Genomic DNA, 15,749 nt, shown 5'->3' with positions numbered 1-15,749 from the left:
CTATTTCTCGAAGCGGTACCCCATACCCGGTTCCGTGATGAAGTGCCGCGGATGCGCGGGGTCGGCCTCCAGCTTGCGGCGCAGTTGGGCCATGTACACCCGCAGGTAGTTCGTCTCCGTGCCGTACGACGGCCCCCACACCTCCCGCAGCAGTTGTTTCTGGCCGACCAGCCGACCGGGGCTGCGCACCAGCACTTCCAGCAGGTGCCACTCGGTGGGCGTGAGGCGTACGTCCCGGCCCCCTCGGTCGACCTTCTTCGCGGCGAGGTCGACGGTGAACCCCTCGGTCTCCACGACCACGTCGCCCTCACCGGCGCCCACCGGCTCCGCGCGACGCACGGCGGCGCGGAGCCGGGCCAGCAGTTCGTCCATGCCGAACGGCTTGGTGACGTAGTCGTCGGCGCCCGCGTCGAGCGCGCAGACCTTCTCGTCGGAGGAGTGGCGCGCCGACAGCACCAGGATCGGCACCCTGGTCCAGCGGCGCAGCCCCCGGATGACCTCGACGCCGTCGACGTCCGGCAGTCCGAGGTCGAGGACGATCACGTCGGGACGGCGTGCCGCCGCCAGCCGGAGCGCGGTGGCACCGTCGTGCGCCGCGTCCACCTCGTACGCGCGCGCCCTCAGGTTGATCACCAGGGCGCGCACGATACCCGGCTCGTCGTCGACCACCAGCACACGCGTCATGAGGCCTGCCTCTCCGATAGGGCGAGCGAACCGGCCGCGGCGGAACCGGCCACATCGGAGCCGACCGTAGCGGGAGCATCCGGACCGGCCACGTCCGCCGGATCCGCCGGCCGCGGGGCCGCTCGCAGGGTCAGCACCATCGTCAGCCCGCCGCCGGGGGTGTCCTCGGCGGTCAGCGTGCCGCCCATCGCCTCGGCGAAGCCGCGCGCCACCGCGAGGCCGAGTCCGACGCCGGAGCCGCGCGGGGCGTCCCCGTGGCGCTGAAAGGGCTCGAAGATGCGTTCCTTCGCCTCGTCCGGCACCCCGGACCCGCGGTCGACGACCCGCACCTCGACCCGGTCGGCCAGCGCGCTGGCGGCGACGAGGACCTGTGTCCCGGGCGGGCCGTACTTGACGGCGTTCTCGACGAGGTTGGCCACCGACCGTTCCAGGAGTCCGGGGTCGACGGCGACCATGGGCAGTGTCTCGGGGATGTCGAGCTCCACGCTGTCCTCGGGGACCCCGCCGAGCGCCATCGGCACCACCTCGTCCACGTCGATCTCACGGATCAGCGGGGTGACGGTGCCGGTCTGCAGCCTGGACATGTCGAGCAGGTTTCCGACCAGGTGGTCGAGCCGGTCGGCGCCCTCCTCGATGCCTTCGAGGAGCTCCGCCCTGTCCTCCTCCGACCAGGCCACGTCGTCCGCACGCAGGGAGCTGACCGCCGCCTTGATGGCGGCGAGCGGGGTACGCAGGTCGTGGCTGACGGCGGCGAGCAGCGCGGTGCGGATGCGGTTGCCCTCGGCGAGCCTCCGGGCCTGCTCGGCGGCCTGCCGCAGCCGCTGCCGGTCCAGGACGACCGCGGCCTGCGCGGCGAACGCGGCCAGCACCCGGCGGTCGGAGGCGGGCAGCACCCGTCCGGACAGCGCCAGCGCCATGTGGTCGCCGACGGACACGTCCACGTCGGCGTCCTCCGGCCGCGCCACGCGGGTGCCGGAGCCGACCGCGCCCGCGCAGGTCCACGGGGCGACGCCGCCCGCGCGTTCCAGCAGCGCCGCCGACTCCATGGCGAACGTCTCCCGCACCCGCTCCAGGAGCGCCTCCAGGCTGGTCTCGCCGCGCAGCACGCTGCCCGCGAGGAAGGAGAGGATCTCGGACTCGGCGCGCAGCCGGGCCGCCTGCTGGGTGCGCCGGGCCGCGAGATCCACCACGGAGGCGACCGCGAGCGCGACCCCGACGAAGATCAGGATGCCGACGATGTTCCTCGGGTCGGCGATGGTGAAGCGGTGCAGCGGGGGTGCGTAGAAGTAGTTCAGGAGCACCGAGCCGACCGCCGCGGAGGCGAGCGCCGGCAGCAGCCCGCCGAGCAGGGCGGCGGCCACCGTCAGCGCCAGGAAGAGCAGCATGTCGTTGGCGAGACCGAGGTCGACGGTGCCGAGCAGCAGGGCGAGGAGGGCCGGACCGGCGACGCCGGTGATCCAGCCGGCGACGATGCGGGCCCGGCCGAGCCGGGCGCCGCGGGCGGCCGGCAACCCGCGCCCCTTGGCGACCTCCTCGTGGGTGACGATGTGCACGTCCAGGTCGGGGCCGCAGTCCCGGGCGACCGTGGCGCCCACGCCGGGTCCGAGAACGTACTGCCAGGTCTTGCGGCGCGAGGAGCCGAGGACGATCTGTGTGGCGTTGGCGCCGCGCGCGAAATCGAGCAGCGCGGCGGAGACGTCGTCGCCGATCACGTGGTGGAAGGTGCCGCCGAGGTCCTCGACGAGGGTGCGCTGGACGGCGAGTTCCTTGGGCGAGGCGGAGGTCAGCCCGTCGCTGTGGGCGACGTAGACGGCGAGCACCTCGCCGCCCGCCCCCTTCTCGGCGAGCCGTGCGGCGCGGCGGATCAGGGTGCGTCCCTCGGGGCCGCCGGTCAGTCCGACCAGGATGCGCTCCCGGGAGCCCCATATCGTCGAGACCCGGTGGTCGCTGCGGTACTGGGTGAGGTGTTCGTCGACCCGGTCGGCGACCCACAGCAGGGCCAGCTCGCGCAGGGCGGCGAGGTTGCCGGGGCGGAAGTGGTGCGACAGGGCGGCGTCGACCTTCTCCGACCGGTAGATGTTGCCGTGCGCCATACGGCGGCGCAGCGCCTGGGGCGACATGTCGACGAGCTCGACCTGGTCGGCGCGGCGCACGAACTCGTCGGGGACGGTCTCCCGCTGCCGCACCCCCGTGATCGACTCGACGACGTCGCCGAGTGACTCCAGGTGCTGGATGTTGACGGTGGAGACGACGTCGATCCCGGCGGCCAGCAGTTCCTCCACGTCCTGCCAGCGCTTGGCGTTGCGCGAGCCGGGGACGTTGGTGTGGGCGAGTTCGTCGACCATGACGACGGCGGGCGCGCGGCGCAGTACGGCGTCGACGTCCATCTCGGTGAGGACGCCGCCCCGGTACTCCAACTCCCGGTGCGGCACCTGCTCCAGGCCGTGCAGCAGCGCCTCGGTGCGGGGGCGGCCGTGGGGTTCGACGTGGCCGACGACGCAGTCGGTGCCGCGTTCGACACGGCGCCCGGCCTCGCAGAGCATGGCGTAGGTCTTGCCGACGCCCGGTGCCGCCCCGAGATAGATCCGTAGTGTGCCGCGTCCCATCGCCTCATCGTCCCTCCGTGCCGCACCGCGCCGCCATGTCCCACCGCGTGCGCGGCGTCGAACCTACGGCTCATGATTGTGGCGAAACGAGCGGTGGGCACGGTTCACGGCGTCCTTGACGCAACGCTGACGGCGGTCACGCCCACGGGGTCGGCCGCGAGCGTTCAGCCTTCGGTCAGCTCGCCGTCGCCGAGTTCCAGTACCCGGTCCGCCAGCCCCAGCAGCGTCGCGTCGTGCGTGGCGACCACGGCCGTGACGCCCTCGCTGCGCACCACCGCGCGCAGCAGTTCCATCACCGCGAGCCCCGTCTCCGCGTCGAGCTGTCCGGTCGGCTCGTCCGCTATCAGGAGCGACGGGCTGTTGGCCAGCGCCCGTGCGATGGCCACCCGCTGCTGCTGTCCCCCGGACAGTTCGCCCGGCCGCTGCTCCGCTTGGTCGGCGAGTCCGACGAGCGACAGCAGCAGCGCCACCCGCTCCTCCCGCTCCCGGCGGGCCGCACGGCGCAGCCGCAGCGGCACCCCCACGTTCTCGGCGGCGGTGAGGATCGGTATGAGGCCGAAGGTCTGGAAGACGAAGCCGATCCGGTCCCGCCGCAGTGCGAGCAGGTCCTCCTCGCCGAGGTCACCGAGGTCGAGTCCGGCGACGGTGATCCGGCCCGCGTCCGGCTCGTCGAGCCCGCCGATCAGATTGAGCAGGGTGGTCTTGCCGGACCCGGAACGGCCTTTGAGGGCGACGAGCTCGCCCCCGGGCACGTCGAAGGAGACGCCGCGCAGCGCGTGCACGGCGGCGGCGCCGGTGCCGTACGACTTGTGGACCTCCTCGACGCGCACCATCGTCCCGGTCTGCGCCCCGGTACCGTTTTTGGTGACGACCAGGCTCATGAACCCTCCCCCGTGTGCCGACGCGTCCGGCGTTCTCACCGGATTCCCACCCGCGATCCCCATCCGCGCTCGCCCGTCGAACGGCCGGGAGGCGGCCCGGGTTCCCGGGTCGCCGGATGTCCCCCGTACGGGTGCGGACAGGCGAAAGGGCCGCACCCCACCAGGGATGCGGCCCCCGTACGAAGCGGAGCGGGCACGCTCGGCGGACGGCGTCCTCAGCGGACCTCGGTGATCTCCGGTCCGCGTTGGAGCTGCCCCATGCCGCCGGAGAAGCGCGAGCCCTCCTCCTGCTGCTGCACGCTCTCGGGCACCATCTGCGCGTCGTTGGGCAGCTTGAGGACGATCGGGTCGCGGGGCGCCATCGGGCCCTCGCCGCGGACCACGACCGTGTCCCTGAAGATCTGCTCAAGGAGCCCGGCCGCCTGCGGCTGCACGGCGCCCTGCCCGGAGATCACCCCGCGCAGGAACCAGCGGGGGCCGTCCACGCCGACGAACCGCACCACCTGGAAGCCGCCGGTGCCGTCCGGCAGCTGCACGGGCACCTGGGCCCGCAGCTCCCAGCCGAGCGGACCCTCGACCTCGTCGACGATGCCGCCCTGCTGGGTGATGCCGCCGGCGATCTCCTCGCGGACCTCGCCCCAGATGCCCTCGCGCTTCGGGGCGGCGAAGCCCTGCAGCTGGATGGCGCTGTCGCGCAGTACGACGGTGGCGGCGACGATCGCGTCACCGGCAACCTCGACCCGCAGTTCCATGCCGTCCACACCGGGCACGAACAGACCGCCGAGGTCGACCCGGCCCTCGGCGGGGTCGCGCACCTCGGACTCGTCCCAGGGGCCGTCGGGCCGCGGTCCGGGTGCGAGTCGTACGCGCTCACGCCCGCCCTCGGCCTGTTCGTCGTCCGCCTCGGTGTCGACGCCGTCGACGACCTGCTCGGCCTCGCCCGTCGCGTCCGCCACGTCGTCGGCGGACCCCTTCTTCTTGCGACGTCCGAACACGTCACTGTCCTTCCCGGTCGGATACGACCGAAGCGTATCGATTCCCACCCGTTGTGCCGCCCACGGCGGCATGACCGCCGGTGGACCCGAAGCCCCCCTCGGCCCGCGCCGAGCCGGGAAGTTCCGCGACCTCCTGGAAGCGGACCCTCTCGACCTGCTGGACGACCAATTGGGCAATCCGGTCGAAGCGCTCGAACCGCACGCTCTCGCGCGGGTCGAGATTCACCACGATCACCTTGATCTCCCCACGGTACCCGGCATCAACCGTCCCCGGGGCATTCACCAGAGCGACACCGCAGCGGGCGGCGAGGCCGGATCGCGGGTGCACGAAGGCCGCGTACCCCTCGGGGAGCGCCACAGACACCCCGGTGGGCAGGACGGCCCGTTCGCCGGGCGCCAGCTCGCACGCCTCGACGGTGCGCAGGTCGGCCCCCGCGTCGCCGGGGTGCGCGTACGCCGGAAGCGGTACGTCGGGATCGACGCGCCGGACGAGCACCTCGAGCCCGTGCCCGGGGGCGCCGCTCGCGTCTTTTGGGGGCCGCGGACTTGGGGAACTGGGGGAAGCACCACTCACAGGCGCAGACCTTACCCGCGCGTCGGCCCCGCTCCGACACCGTGCCAAGCTTGGCCCATGCAGCTCTCCGCGCCCGCGTACGAAGAACGTCTCACCGCGCCCCGCTCCTGGTGGCTGATGTGCCTCCTGATGGGCATCGCGGTGGCCCTGGTCCTGCTCCCGTTCGGCACCCTGCCGATGCTGGGCGGCCTGGTGGGCGGTACGGCGGTCTCGGCGGTCGTGGTGAGCGCGTACGGCTCCCCGCGCATCCGCGTGGTCGGCGACGCGCTGATCGCCGGCGACGCGCGCATCCCGGTCTCCGCGCTGGGCGAGTCCGAGGTGCTGGACCAGGAGGAGGCGCAGGCCTGGCGCACGCACAAGGCCGACACACGTGCCTTCATGCTGCTGCGCGCCTATGTCCGCACAGCCCTGCGCGTCCAGGTGACGGACCCCGAGGACCCCACCCCGTACCTCTACCTCTCCACCAGGGAGCCGGAACGCCTGGCAGCCACCCTCGAGGCAGCCCGCACGCGATAGCACCTTTTTGTGGGGCGCGGCGAACCCCGGTCACCCCTCCAGCGCGTCCCAGGAAACCTGGACGCGCCGCAGATCCGCCCGCACCCGCTCCCCGAGCCGCCTGGTCTCGCGCCGGTTCAGCATCGCCCCCACCGCCGCCCCCACCAGGAACGGAATCAGGTTCGGCAGGTCCCGCACCAGCCTCTTGGTGATCTGCTGCCGCAGCTCCCGCTTCATCTGCCCGCCGAGCGCCGCGTTCAGCGACGTCGGCTTCGCGATGTCGATGCCGCGCTCACCGGACCACGACCGCACGTACAGCGTGCTGCGCTGCGCGAGCGTCCCGGGCGGCCGTACGCCGTACACCTCGTGCAGTTCGGCGATCAGTTTCAGTTCGACGGCCGCGACGCCGGTGATCTCCGCGGCCAGTTCGGCCGGCATGGCCGGCGGCGTCGGCAGCATCGCGGCGGCGCCCACACCGGCGCCCACCGTCGCGGTCGCGGCCGCCGCGCCGGCGACGAGTCTGTCGGCGAGCTCCTCGGGGCCGAGTCCCGGGAACTGCCGGCGCAGGGCCGCAAGGTCACGCACGGGCACGCGCGGGGCGAGGTCCATGATGCGGTCCGCCAGGAAGCTCAGTCCCAGCCGGACCCGGTGGTCGCCCTTGCGGAAGCCCGCCCGGACCCCCGTACGCACGGACCGCATCGCGGCGGCCCGGCGCCCCTGTACGGCCCGCGCGGACGCTACGGGCACGGGCAGCCCGCCCACCGCCGCGGCGGCCTCGAACGCCGCGGCGTCCGTGGATCCCGAAGAGCCCGAGGGCTCCGAAGAACGCGAGGGCACCGCGGAGTCCGCCGACCCCGCGGGCCCAGAAGGCCCAGAAGGCCCAGAAGGCCTCGCAGAATCCGCAGGAGCCGCGACCCCCGCAGAAGCCGCAGGCGCCGCGGATTCCGTGGACGTGACGGAATCCTCCGGCGCCGGAAGATCCATGGGCGTGCCGTCCGAAGCGAGCGAGGCCCCCCTGTGCCCCGGGGTGCCCTTCTCCCCGGGATCTCCCGGGTGTTCGGGCACTCCGGGGCCCGAGGGGCCCCGCTCGTCGTCACGCACGCCGTGAGGGCCGTCATGCGGCCCCGGGTCCGCCTCCGCCTTCTTGTGGAAGCGGCGCTTCCAGGGAGGGGTCGAGCCGGTCACGGCCGACCCCGCCTCAGTCGCAGTCGCGGCAGATCGGCTGGCCGTTCTTCTCACGGGCCAGCTGACTGCGGTGGTGCACCAGGAAGCAGCTCATGCAAGTGAACTCGTCCTGCTGCTTGGGCAGTACCCGAACGGCCAGCTCCTCATTGGAAAGGTCCGCTCCGGGCAGTTCCAGGCCTTCCGCGGCCTCGAACTCGTCGACGTCGACGGCCGAGGTCGACTTGTCGTTCCGCCGGGCCTTGAGTTCCTCCAGGCTGTCGGAATCGACATCGTCGTCGGTCTTGCGTGGGGTGTCGTAGTCGGTTGCCATTTCGCTCTCCCCCTCTGGGTGTCTGCGGGTGTCTCCAGCGCACGTAACGCGTGGGAGGCCGGACTTGTGCCCGCCTCGAGGCGGAGATTTTGCCTCACATCAAGGTCTGTTACTCAATCGACACCCAACCGGAGTCCTCGTGAGTGATCGGGTTGGATGGCGAACCGGACCGTACACGGTCCGCACGGCGCCCTCCAAAGGCGTCTCACCGTGTACTTCCCGTGATACCAGCACCGGAAAACCCGTATTTTCCGGCTTTGTCGACGCCCAAATGATCACGCAGCGTAGACAGTCGAAAAAGAAGTCCTGTGATCGATCACACATGTGACCACCGGATGACCGGTTCGGGAATTACGCCCAAAGCGAAACAATTTCCGTACCGGTCGTGCGAGCGGCGACATGATGTCAGATCGGCAGGGTGACGCGCATCACGAGGCCTCCCCCTTCCCTCGGCCGGGCGGAGATGTGCCCGCCGTGCGCCCGGGCCACCGACCTCGCGATCGACAGCCCGAGCCCCACCCCCTTGTCGCTGCCCGTACGTTCGGTACGGAGCCGTCTGAAGGGTTCGAAGAGGTTGTCGATCTCGTAGGCCGGCACCACCGGCCCGGTGTTCGACACCACGAGGACCGCCTGGCCGTGCTGCACCTCGGTGGTGACCTCCACCCAGCCCCCCTCCGGCACGTTGTAGCGCGCGGCGTTCTGCACCAGGTTCAGGGCGATCCGCTCCAGCAGGACGCCGTTGCCCTGCACCACCGCGGGCGCGCAGGTGCTGCGGATGTCCACGCCCTTGGCCTCGGCCTCGGCGTGCACCTGGTCGACGGCCTGGGCGGCGACCTCGGCGAGGTCGACGGGTTTGCGCTCGACGATCTGGTTGTCGCTGCGGGCGAGCAGCAGCAGGCCCTCCACGAGCTGCTCGCTGCGTTCGTTGGTGGCCAGCAGCGTCTTGCCGAGCTGCTGCAGCTCCACCGGTGCGCCCGGGTCGGAGAGGTGGACCTCCAGGAGCGTGCGGTTGATCGCGAGCGGCGTGCGCAGTTCGTGCGAGGCGTTGCCGACGAAGCGCTGCTGGGCGGTGAAGGCCCGCTGCAGCCTCTCCAGCATGTCGTCGAAGGTGTCGGCGAGCTCCTTGAGCTCGTCGTCCGGGCCGTCCAGCTCGATGCGCCGGGACAGGTCCGAGCCGGCCACCGCGCGGGCGGTACGGGTGATCCGGCCGAGCGGCGACAACACGCGGCCCGCCATGGCGTAGCCGAACGCGAACGCGATCACGGCGAGGCCGAGCAGCGCGAGCAGGGAGCGGCTGAGCAGGTGGTCCAGGGCCACCTGGCGCTGGTGGTCGGTGCACGCGCTGATCGCGTCGTTGAACTCGGTCAGCGACAGCTTGTTGTTGACGCCCGGGCAGTCGTTGCTCGTGACCTTGAGGTCGTTGAACTCGACGATCTTGAACAGCGGTTCGCTGCCGGTGCGCAGCGCCTGCGCGGCGAGCAGGTAGATGATCGACAGCAGCAGGATGCCGGCGATCAGGAACATGCCGCCGTAGAGCAGCGTGAGCCGTATGCGGATGGTCGGGCGCAGCCACGGGAAGGGCGGTTCCGGCCGGTTGGGGTCCCAGGTGGGTTTCGGGGGCGCCGCGGGGGGCGCGGGCGTGGCGGCCACGCGGATCAGATCCGGTAGCCGGAGCCGGGCACGGTGACGATCACCGGGGGCTCGCCGAGCTTGCGGCGCAGGGTCATCACGGTCACCCGGACGACGTTGGTGAACGGGTCCGTGTTCTCGTCCCAGGCCTTCTCCAGGAGCTGTTCGGCGGAGACGACGGCGCCCTCGCTGCGCATGAGGACTTCGAGCACCGCGAACTCCTTGGGGGCGAGCTGCACCTCCCGCCCGTCCCGGAAGACCTCGCGGCGGTTGGGGTCGAGCTTGATCCCGGCGCGCTCCAGGACGGGCGGCAGCGGCACACTGGTGCGCCGGCCGAGCGCGCGCACGCGGGCGATGAGCTCGCTGAACGCGAACGGCTTGGGCAGGTAGTCGTCGGCGCCGATCTCCAGGCCCTCGACGCGGTCGCTGACGTCGCCGGAGGCCGTGAGCATCAGCACGCGCGTGGGCATGCCGAGCTCGACGATCCGGCGGCACACGTCGTCGCCGTGGACGAGCGGGAGGTCGCGGTCCAGGACGACCACGTCGTAGTCGTTGACGCCGATGCGTTCCAGCGCGGCCGCGCCGTCGTACACGACGTCGACGGCCATGGCCTCCCGGCGCAGTCCGGTGGCCACCGCATCGGCGAGCAGCTGCTCGTCCTCGACGACGAGTACGCGCACGTCGTTTGTCCTTCCTCGGGGCCTGCCCGCGCGGCACACAGCAGGGGTGCGCGGGCAGGGGTCTGTTCGTGGATGAGAGCTACATCCTGCCCTTTTCGGCCATAAGTCGGCTGTAAGACGGCCGGGAGCACGGCCCGGAAGGGGGCGTGCGGCCGGAGGACGTCCCGTGGAGCGGCGGGCGGGCGGAAGATCCTGTCCCCCGGGGTTTTCTTCGCCCGCCGAGATTTCTTCTCCCCCTGAGGTTTCTCCGCGACGCGGCATGGGGAGGACGGCTTTACACCCCGCGATCACACTCTGCTTGGGCACGTCACTCCCATGTGGCGGGCCGGCGGCCGCTTTGCGCAGAGCGGACGTGGGTGTCCGGCACCGTCGCCGCCCGGCGGGAGTGCGCCGGGCATCCGCCGGAGCCGTGATCGTCCCTTCCGAATGGCACCCCGGTGCCACCGACCCACGACCCAGGACGAGGGGGCGCAGCATGGACGCATTCACCGCAGGACTTCTGCAGCGCATAAGGACGACCGAGTCCGACCTGACGCGGGCCCGCGAGACCGGCGACGACTTCCTCGTGGAGGTCGAGGAGTCGGAACTCGACGACCTGCGTCGTCTGGCCGCCGAGCACGGCGTCGAGGTAGGAATGACGCACGCCTGAGCCGCCCGCGTACGGCGTTCGAGCGTCGCCGTACCTCGCGTACGGCATGTGGAACGGGGCCCCGGTGGATCCAGACCGGGGCCCCTCCGCATGTCTTCGGTGCCCGCGGAGCGGTTCTGGGGCCTGTTGCGAAAGTCCCGTCGTCCACCCGGAGGGCGGGCCCTGCGGCGTCAGGTGCGTGCTCCGGGGGTCCCCCTGCCCGAAAGAGCTCGGGGGAAGTGCCGGGCCCAGGCCCTCGTACCGGATGTACTCGGGTCTGGGCCCGGTACGGCGAGTGGGGGTCCCCCGCCCGAGCGAAGCCGAGAGCTCGGGGGAGCGCGCATGACGTCGCGGGGCAGGCCGGACTCTCGCAACAGGCCCTAGTCGTGCCAGGCGCCCAGGGCCTCCAGGCGGTCCTGGAGCGGCTCGAAGAGGCCGGGGGGTGCCGCGAGCGTCAGTTCGGGCGAGACGGGCTCTCCCGGGCGGCCGCCGGTCAGCGCTCCCGCCTCCCGGGCGACGAGGTCGCCGGCCGCGTAGTCCCAGGGATGCAGTCCACGCTCGTAGTACGCGTCGAGCCGGCCCATCGCCACGTCGCACAGGTCGATCGCGGCCGAGCCGCCGCGGCGGATGTCGCGCACCTCGGGCACCAGGAGGCGGATCACCTCGGCCTGCCGGGCGCGGCGCTCTGCGAGGTAGCCGAAGCCGGTGCCCACGAGGGCCTGGCCGAACGCCGGGGCGGGCCGTACCCGAGCGGGGCGGTCGTTGACATAGGCGCCCTCCTCCAGGACCGCGTGGTAGGTCTCGCCGCGCAGCGGCGCGTACACGACGCCCACCACGGTCTCGCCGTCCACCCGGGCGGCGATGGACACCGCCCAGCTCGGCAGCCCGTACAGGTAGTTGACCGTGCCGTCGAGGGGGTCGATCACCCATTGCACTCCGCTGGTGCCCTCGACGCTGGCGCCCTCCTCGCCGAGGACGCCGTCGTCGGGCCGGGCGTCGGCGAGCAGTCCGGTGATCAGCTTCTCGGAGGCGATGTCCATCTCGGTGACGACGTCGACCGCGCTGGACTTGGTGGCGGCCACCCCGAGGTCGTCGGGTCGGCCGTCCCGCAGGAAGGTGCCGGCGCGGTCCGCCGCGTCGAGGGCGATCCGCAGCAGTTCGGCCTTGAAGGAGGCCTTGTGGGACTGGTGCGCCGGGGGGCTTGCCTCGGGACTCTGTTCCGGCTGGTGTGCCAGGGGGTTGTGTTCCGGCTGGTTCACGCCGCTCCTCACGCGTAGGGGCTGTCGGCGCCCGCGACGGCGGGCTTGGGGGCGCGGGCCGGGCAGCAGCCCACCGGGCAGACGTCGTGGCTCGCGCCGAGCGCGCCGAGGGCGCACGGGGTGACCGGCCTGCCCCGCTCGGCGGCGGCACGCTCGGTCACCAGGTCCCGCACGGCGGCGGCGAAACGCGGGTCGGCGCCGACGGTGGCGGACCGGCGCACCGGCAGGCCCAGCTCCTCCGCCTTGGCCTTCGCCTCGGTGTCGAGGTCGTAGAGGACCTCCATGTGGTCCGACACGAACCCGATGGGTGCCATCACCACGGCCGGCACGCCCTCGCCGTGCAACTGCTCCAGGTGGTCGCAGATGTCGGGCTCCAGCCACGGGATGTGCGGGGCGCCGGAACGCGACTGGTAGACGAGCCGCCACGGATGGTCGACGCCGGTCCGCTCGCGTACGGCGTCGGCGATCAGCCGGGCCACGTCCAGGTGCTGGCGCACGTACGCGCCGCCGTCCCCGTGCTGCTCGACGGGGCCCGAGGTGTCGGCGGCCGTGCCGGGGACGGAGTGGGTGCTGAACGCGAGGTGGGCGCCGTCGCGGACGTCCTCGGGGAGGTCGGCCAGCGACTCGAGGACGCCCTCGATCATGGGTTCGACGAAGCCCGGGTGGTTGAAGTAGTGCCGCAGCTTGTCGACCTTCGGCAGCTGAAGCCCTTCCGCCTCCAGGGCGGCCAGCGCGTCGGCGAGGTTCTCGCGGTACTGGCGGCACCCGGAGTAGGAGGCGTAGGCGCTGGTGGCGAAGACCAGAATGCGGCGGCGGCCGTCGGCGACCATCTCGCGCAGGGTGTCCGTCAGGTACGGCGCCCAGTTGCGGTTGCCCCAGTAGACGGGAAGGTCGAGGCCGTGCTCGGCGAAATCCTTGCGCAGGGCGTCGAGCAGCGTGCGGTTCTGGGCGTTGATGGGGCTCACGCCGCCGAACAGGAAGTAGTGCTGCCCCACCTCCTTCAGGCGCTCCCTGGGGATGCCGCGGCCACGGGTCACGTTCTCCAGGAACGGAACGACGTCGTCCGGGCCTTCGGGGCCGCCGAACGAGAGGAGCAGCAGGGCGTCATAGGGGGCGGGATCGAGTACGTCGGGCATGTCTTCGATCCTCCCACGGGCTACCGCACGGCGAGGACCCGCGTACATTGGGCCTGCCTTGGTCGTAAGGCGTATCCCTCGCATCACGCCTTACCGCGTTCCCCGGAGAGCCCCCGTGCCCAGCCCCTACCGCGCCCTGTTCGCCGCTCCCGGCTCCGCCGCGTTCTCCGCCGCCGGGCTGGTCGGGCGGATGCCGCTGTCGATGATGGGCATCGGCATCGTGACGATGATCTCCCAGCTCACCGGCCGCTACGGGCTCGCCGGCGCGCTGTCGGCGACGCTCGCGCTGTCCGCCGCGCTGCTCGGGCCGCAGATCTCGCGCCTCGTCGACCGGCACGGGCAGCGCCGGGTGCTGCGTCCGGCGACCCTGGTCGCGCTGTCCGCCGCGGCCGTGCTGCTGCCGGCCGCGCACCGCGGATGGCCGGACTGGGTGCTCTTCGTGTGCGCGGCCGGGATCGGCACCGTGCCGAGCCTGGGCGCGATGATCAGGGCGCGCTGGGCGGCGATCTACCGCGGCACCCCGCAGCTGCACACCGCGTACTCGTTCGAGTCGGTCGTCGACGAGGTGTGCTTCATCTTCGGGCCGATCCTCTCCATCGGGCTGTCCACCCGCTGGTTCCCCGAGGCCGGTCCGCTGCTCGCCGCGTGCTTCCTCGCGGCCGGCGTCCTCTGGCTGACCTCGCAGCGCGCCACCGAGCCGGCCCCGCATCCGCGCACCACCCACGGCGGCGGCACGGCCCTGCGCGCACCGGGTCTGCAGGTGCTGGTAGGCACCTTCGCCGCGACCGGGGCGATCTTCGGCGCGGTCGACGTGGTGACCGTCGCCTTCGCCGACGAGCGGGGCCACAAGGGGGCCGCGAGTGTCGTCCTCGCCCTCTACGCGACCGGTTCCTGCGCCGCCGGACTCCTGTTCGGCCTGATCCGCTTCGCCGGGGCACCGGAACGCCGCTGGTTCCTGGGCATCTGCGCCATGGCCGTGAGTATGATCCCGTTCCTACTGGTCGGAAACCTGCCGTCTCTGGCCGTGGCGCTGTTCGTTGCGGGCCTGTCCGTCGCTCCGACGATGATCACGACGATGGCCCTCATCGAGCAGCACGTACCCCGCGCGAAACTGACCGAGGGCATGACCTGGGTGAGCACCGGGCTCGCGGTCGGCGTCGCGCTCGGCTCCTCGGTGTCCGGATGGGTGATCGACGCCTCCGGGGCCCGGGCCGGGTACGGGGTCCCGGTGGTCTCCGGGGCCGTCGCGGTGGCGGTCGGTCTCCTCGGGTACCGCCGGCTGTCGAGGCCGGTCACGCGGCGGGAGGGGCCCCATGAGCAGCACGGCGAGCGGGAACGACGGCACGGGGAACGGCGGGACGGGCCCGGGGAACGGCGGGACGGGGAGAACCGCCCCGTGGCGTAACTGGTCGGGCAACGTCACCGCGCGCCCCGCCCGCGAGGTGGCCCCCGCGTCGGTGGAGGAGGTGTCCGCCGCCGTGCGCCGCGCGGCCGAGGACGGGCTGCGCGTCAAGGCGGTGGGCAGCGGTCACTCCTTCACCTCGGTGGCCGCCACCGACGGCCTCCTGATCCGCCCCCACCTGCTGACCGGCATCCGGAGCATCGACCGCGCGGCCGGCACGGTCACCGTCGAGGCCGGCACCCCGCTCAAGCGTCTGAACGAGGCCCTCGCGCGCGAAGGGCTGTCGCTCACCAACATGGGCGACATCATGGAGCAGACGGTGTCCGGGGCGACGAGCACCGGCACCCACGGCACCGGACGCGAGTCCGGCTCGATCGCCGCCCAGATCAAGGCACTCGAACTGGTGACGGCCGACGGTTCGGTGCTGACGTGCTCCGCCGAGGAGAACGCGGACGTGTTCGCCGCCGCCCGGATCGGGCTCGGCGCCCTCGGCGTCGTCACGGCGGTCACCTTCGCCGTGGAGCCGGTCTTCCTGCTCAGCGCGCGCGAGGAACCGATGCCGCTGGACCGGGTCCTGGCCGAGTTCGATCAACTCTGGGCCGAGAACGAGCATTTCGAGTTCTACTGGTTCCCGCACACCGGCAACACCAACACCAAGCGCAACAACCGCAGCGCCGGCCCGCGCCGCCCGGTGCCCCCGGTGAAGGGCTGGTTCGAGGACGAGTTCCTCTCCAACGGCCTCTTCCGCGCGGTCAACCACCTGGGGCGCGCAATTCCCGCGACGGTCCCGGGCATCGCCCGGATCAGCAGCCGGGCGCTGTCCGCGCGGACGTACACCGACCTTCCCTACAAGGTGTTCACCTCCCCGCGCCGCGTGCGCTTCATGGAGATGGAGTACGCCGTCCCGCGCGCCGCCCTCGCCGACACGCTGCGGGAGCTGAAGGCGATGGTGGACCGCTCGCCGCTGCGGGTCAGCTTCCCCGTGGAGGTCCGCACCTGCCCGGCCGACGACATCGCGCTGTCCACCGCCTCCGGCCGGGACAGCGCCTACATCGCCGTGCACATGTTCCGCGGCACGCCCTACCGGTCGTACTTCACCGCCGCCGAGCGGATCTTCACCGCGCACGAGGGGCGTCCGCACTGGGGCAAGATCCACACGCGTGACGCCGGCTACTTCGCGGCGGCCTATCCGCGCTTCGGCGAGTTCACCGCGCTGCGGGACCGACTGGACCCGGAACGTCGGTTTCAGAACGACTACTTGCGGCGTGTGTTGGGGAGATAGGTA

General features: G+C 72.2%; 15 protein-coding genes. 4 read left to right on the top strand and 11 right to left on the bottom strand.

The features are described from left to right. The 5 genes from QFZ64_RS26175 to dut form a co-directional block, all read right to left on the bottom strand. A complete protein-coding gene (locus QFZ64_RS26175) occupies positions 1-684 on the bottom strand; it encodes a response regulator (RefSeq protein ID WP_307069744.1) in 684 nt (227 codons plus the stop codon). Then, positions 681-3,290 (bottom strand): ATP-binding protein, encoded by a 2,610-nt coding sequence (locus QFZ64_RS26170; protein ID WP_307069742.1) that lies wholly within the window; start codon positions 3,288-3,290, stop codon positions 681-683. Before QFZ64_RS26170 ends, QFZ64_RS26175 begins: the two co-directional genes overlap by 4 nt. A 164-nt stretch (positions 3,291-3,454) precedes the next feature. After that, positions 3,455-4,171 (bottom strand): ABC transporter ATP-binding protein, encoded by a 717-nt coding sequence (locus tag QFZ64_RS26165; RefSeq protein WP_307069740.1) that lies wholly within the window; start codon positions 4,169-4,171, stop codon positions 3,455-3,457. Between the two features lie 215 nt (positions 4,172-4,386). Next, on the bottom strand, positions 4,387-5,166 hold the full coding sequence (locus tag QFZ64_RS26160; RefSeq protein ID WP_307069738.1) for a DUF3710 domain-containing protein: 780 nt from the start codon (positions 5,164-5,166) through the stop codon (positions 4,387-4,389). A gap of 1 nt (position 5,167) precedes the next feature. Next, positions 5,168-5,662: a dUTP diphosphatase gene (dut, locus tag QFZ64_RS26155; protein WP_307069736.1), complete on the bottom strand. Its 495-nt coding sequence runs from the start codon at positions 5,660-5,662 to the stop codon at positions 5,168-5,170. Positions 5,663-5,797: 135 nt separating this feature from the next. Between dut and QFZ64_RS26150 the strand changes: the two genes are divergently transcribed. Then, positions 5,798-6,256 (top strand): DUF3093 domain-containing protein, encoded by a 459-nt coding sequence (locus tag QFZ64_RS26150; RefSeq protein ID WP_307069735.1) that lies wholly within the window; start codon positions 5,798-5,800, stop codon positions 6,254-6,256. 30 nt (positions 6,257-6,286) lie between these two features. Here QFZ64_RS26150 and QFZ64_RS26145 read toward each other — a convergent pair whose 3' ends face one another. The 4 genes from QFZ64_RS26145 to QFZ64_RS26130 all read right to left on the bottom strand — a co-directional run bounded on the left by QFZ64_RS26145 (position 6,287) and on the right by QFZ64_RS26130 (position 10,039). Then, positions 6,287-7,219 (bottom strand): hypothetical protein, encoded by a 933-nt coding sequence (locus QFZ64_RS26145; RefSeq protein WP_307069733.1) that lies wholly within the window; start codon positions 7,217-7,219, stop codon positions 6,287-6,289. Between the two features lie 214 nt (positions 7,220-7,433). After that, the gene (locus QFZ64_RS26140; protein WP_005481602.1) at positions 7,434-7,730 is read right to left on the bottom strand and encodes a DUF4193 domain-containing protein; all 297 of its coding nucleotides are present in this window, start codon (positions 7,728-7,730) and stop codon (positions 7,434-7,436) included. A gap of 405 nt (positions 7,731-8,135) precedes the next feature. Then, positions 8,136-9,380, bottom strand: a complete 1,245-nt coding sequence (locus QFZ64_RS26135) for a HAMP domain-containing sensor histidine kinase (RefSeq protein ID WP_307069731.1) — start codon at positions 9,378-9,380, stop codon at positions 8,136-8,138. A 5-nt stretch (positions 9,381-9,385) separates the two neighbouring features. Further along, on the bottom strand, positions 9,386-10,039 hold the full coding sequence (locus tag QFZ64_RS26130; RefSeq protein WP_004982445.1) for a response regulator transcription factor: 654 nt from the start codon (positions 10,037-10,039) through the stop codon (positions 9,386-9,388). 475 nt (positions 10,040-10,514) lie between these two features. Here QFZ64_RS26130 and QFZ64_RS26125 point away from each other — a divergent pair, with 475 nt between their 5' ends. Further along, positions 10,515-10,688, top strand: coding sequence for a hypothetical protein (locus tag QFZ64_RS26125; RefSeq protein WP_307069728.1), 174 nt, complete (start codon positions 10,515-10,517; stop codon positions 10,686-10,688). A 359-nt stretch (positions 10,689-11,047) separates the two neighbouring features. On the opposite strand, the gene QFZ64_RS26120 is transcribed toward QFZ64_RS26125, so the two are convergent. After that, positions 11,048-11,824, bottom strand: coding sequence for an inositol monophosphatase family protein (locus QFZ64_RS26120; protein ID WP_307071870.1), 777 nt, complete (start codon positions 11,822-11,824; stop codon positions 11,048-11,050). A 110-nt stretch (positions 11,825-11,934) separates the two neighbouring features. After that, positions 11,935-13,062 carry a ferrochelatase gene (locus QFZ64_RS26115; RefSeq protein WP_307069726.1) on the bottom strand — a complete coding sequence of 376 codons (1,128 nt, stop codon included), beginning with the start codon at positions 13,060-13,062 and terminating at the stop codon, positions 11,935-11,937. A 115-nt stretch (positions 13,063-13,177) separates the two neighbouring features. Here QFZ64_RS26115 and QFZ64_RS26110 point away from each other — a divergent pair, with 115 nt between their 5' ends. Continuing rightward, positions 13,178-14,467, top strand: a complete 1,290-nt coding sequence (locus QFZ64_RS26110) for an MFS transporter (protein ID WP_307069724.1) — start codon at positions 13,178-13,180, stop codon at positions 14,465-14,467. Next, on the top strand, positions 14,376-15,746 hold the full coding sequence (locus QFZ64_RS26105; RefSeq protein WP_307069722.1) for a D-arabinono-1,4-lactone oxidase: 1,371 nt from the start codon (positions 14,376-14,378) through the stop codon (positions 15,744-15,746). Before QFZ64_RS26110 ends, QFZ64_RS26105 begins: the two co-directional genes overlap by 92 nt. Positions 15,747-15,749: the final 3 nt, after the last annotated feature.

It is taken from the genome of Streptomyces sp. B3I8 (assembly GCF_030816915.1).
In the GTDB taxonomy this organism is placed as follows: Bacteria; Actinomycetota; Actinomycetes; order Streptomycetales; family Streptomycetaceae; genus Streptomyces.
Note: the sequence above shows the minus strand (reverse complement) of the source record. Positions and strands in the feature narration are given on the sequence as shown.

What these genes read in the sequence shown, in the direction of transcription:
- QFZ64_RS26150 (WP_307069735.1), top strand. Translation starts at nt 5,798, where the DNA reads ATGCAGCTCTCCGCGCCCGCGTACGAAGAACGTCTCACCGCGCCCCGC.
- QFZ64_RS26125 (WP_307069728.1), top strand. Translation starts at nt 10,515, where the DNA reads ATGGACGCATTCACCGCAGGACTTCTGCAGCGCATAAGGACGACCGAG.
- QFZ64_RS26170 (WP_307069742.1), bottom strand. Translation starts at nt 3,290, where the DNA reads ATGGGACGCGGCACACTACGGATCTATCTCGGGGCGGCACCGGGCGTC.
- QFZ64_RS26105 (WP_307069722.1), top strand. Translation starts at nt 14,376, where the DNA reads ATGAGCAGCACGGCGAGCGGGAACGACGGCACGGGGAACGGCGGGACG.
- QFZ64_RS26115 (WP_307069726.1), bottom strand. Translation starts at nt 13,062, where the DNA reads ATGCCCGACGTACTCGATCCCGCCCCCTATGACGCCCTGCTGCTCCTC.
- QFZ64_RS26140 (WP_005481602.1), bottom strand. Translation starts at nt 7,730, where the DNA reads ATGGCAACCGACTACGACACCCCACGCAAGACCGACGACGATGTCGAT.
- QFZ64_RS26175 (WP_307069744.1), bottom strand. Translation starts at nt 684, where the DNA reads ATGACGCGTGTGCTGGTGGTCGACGACGAGCCGGGTATCGTGCGCGCC.
- QFZ64_RS26165 (WP_307069740.1), bottom strand. Translation starts at nt 4,171, where the DNA reads ATGAGCCTGGTCGTCACCAAAAACGGTACCGGGGCGCAGACCGGGACG.
- QFZ64_RS26145 (WP_307069733.1), bottom strand. Translation starts at nt 7,219, where the DNA reads ATGGATCTTCCGGCGCCGGAGGATTCCGTCACGTCCACGGAATCCGCG.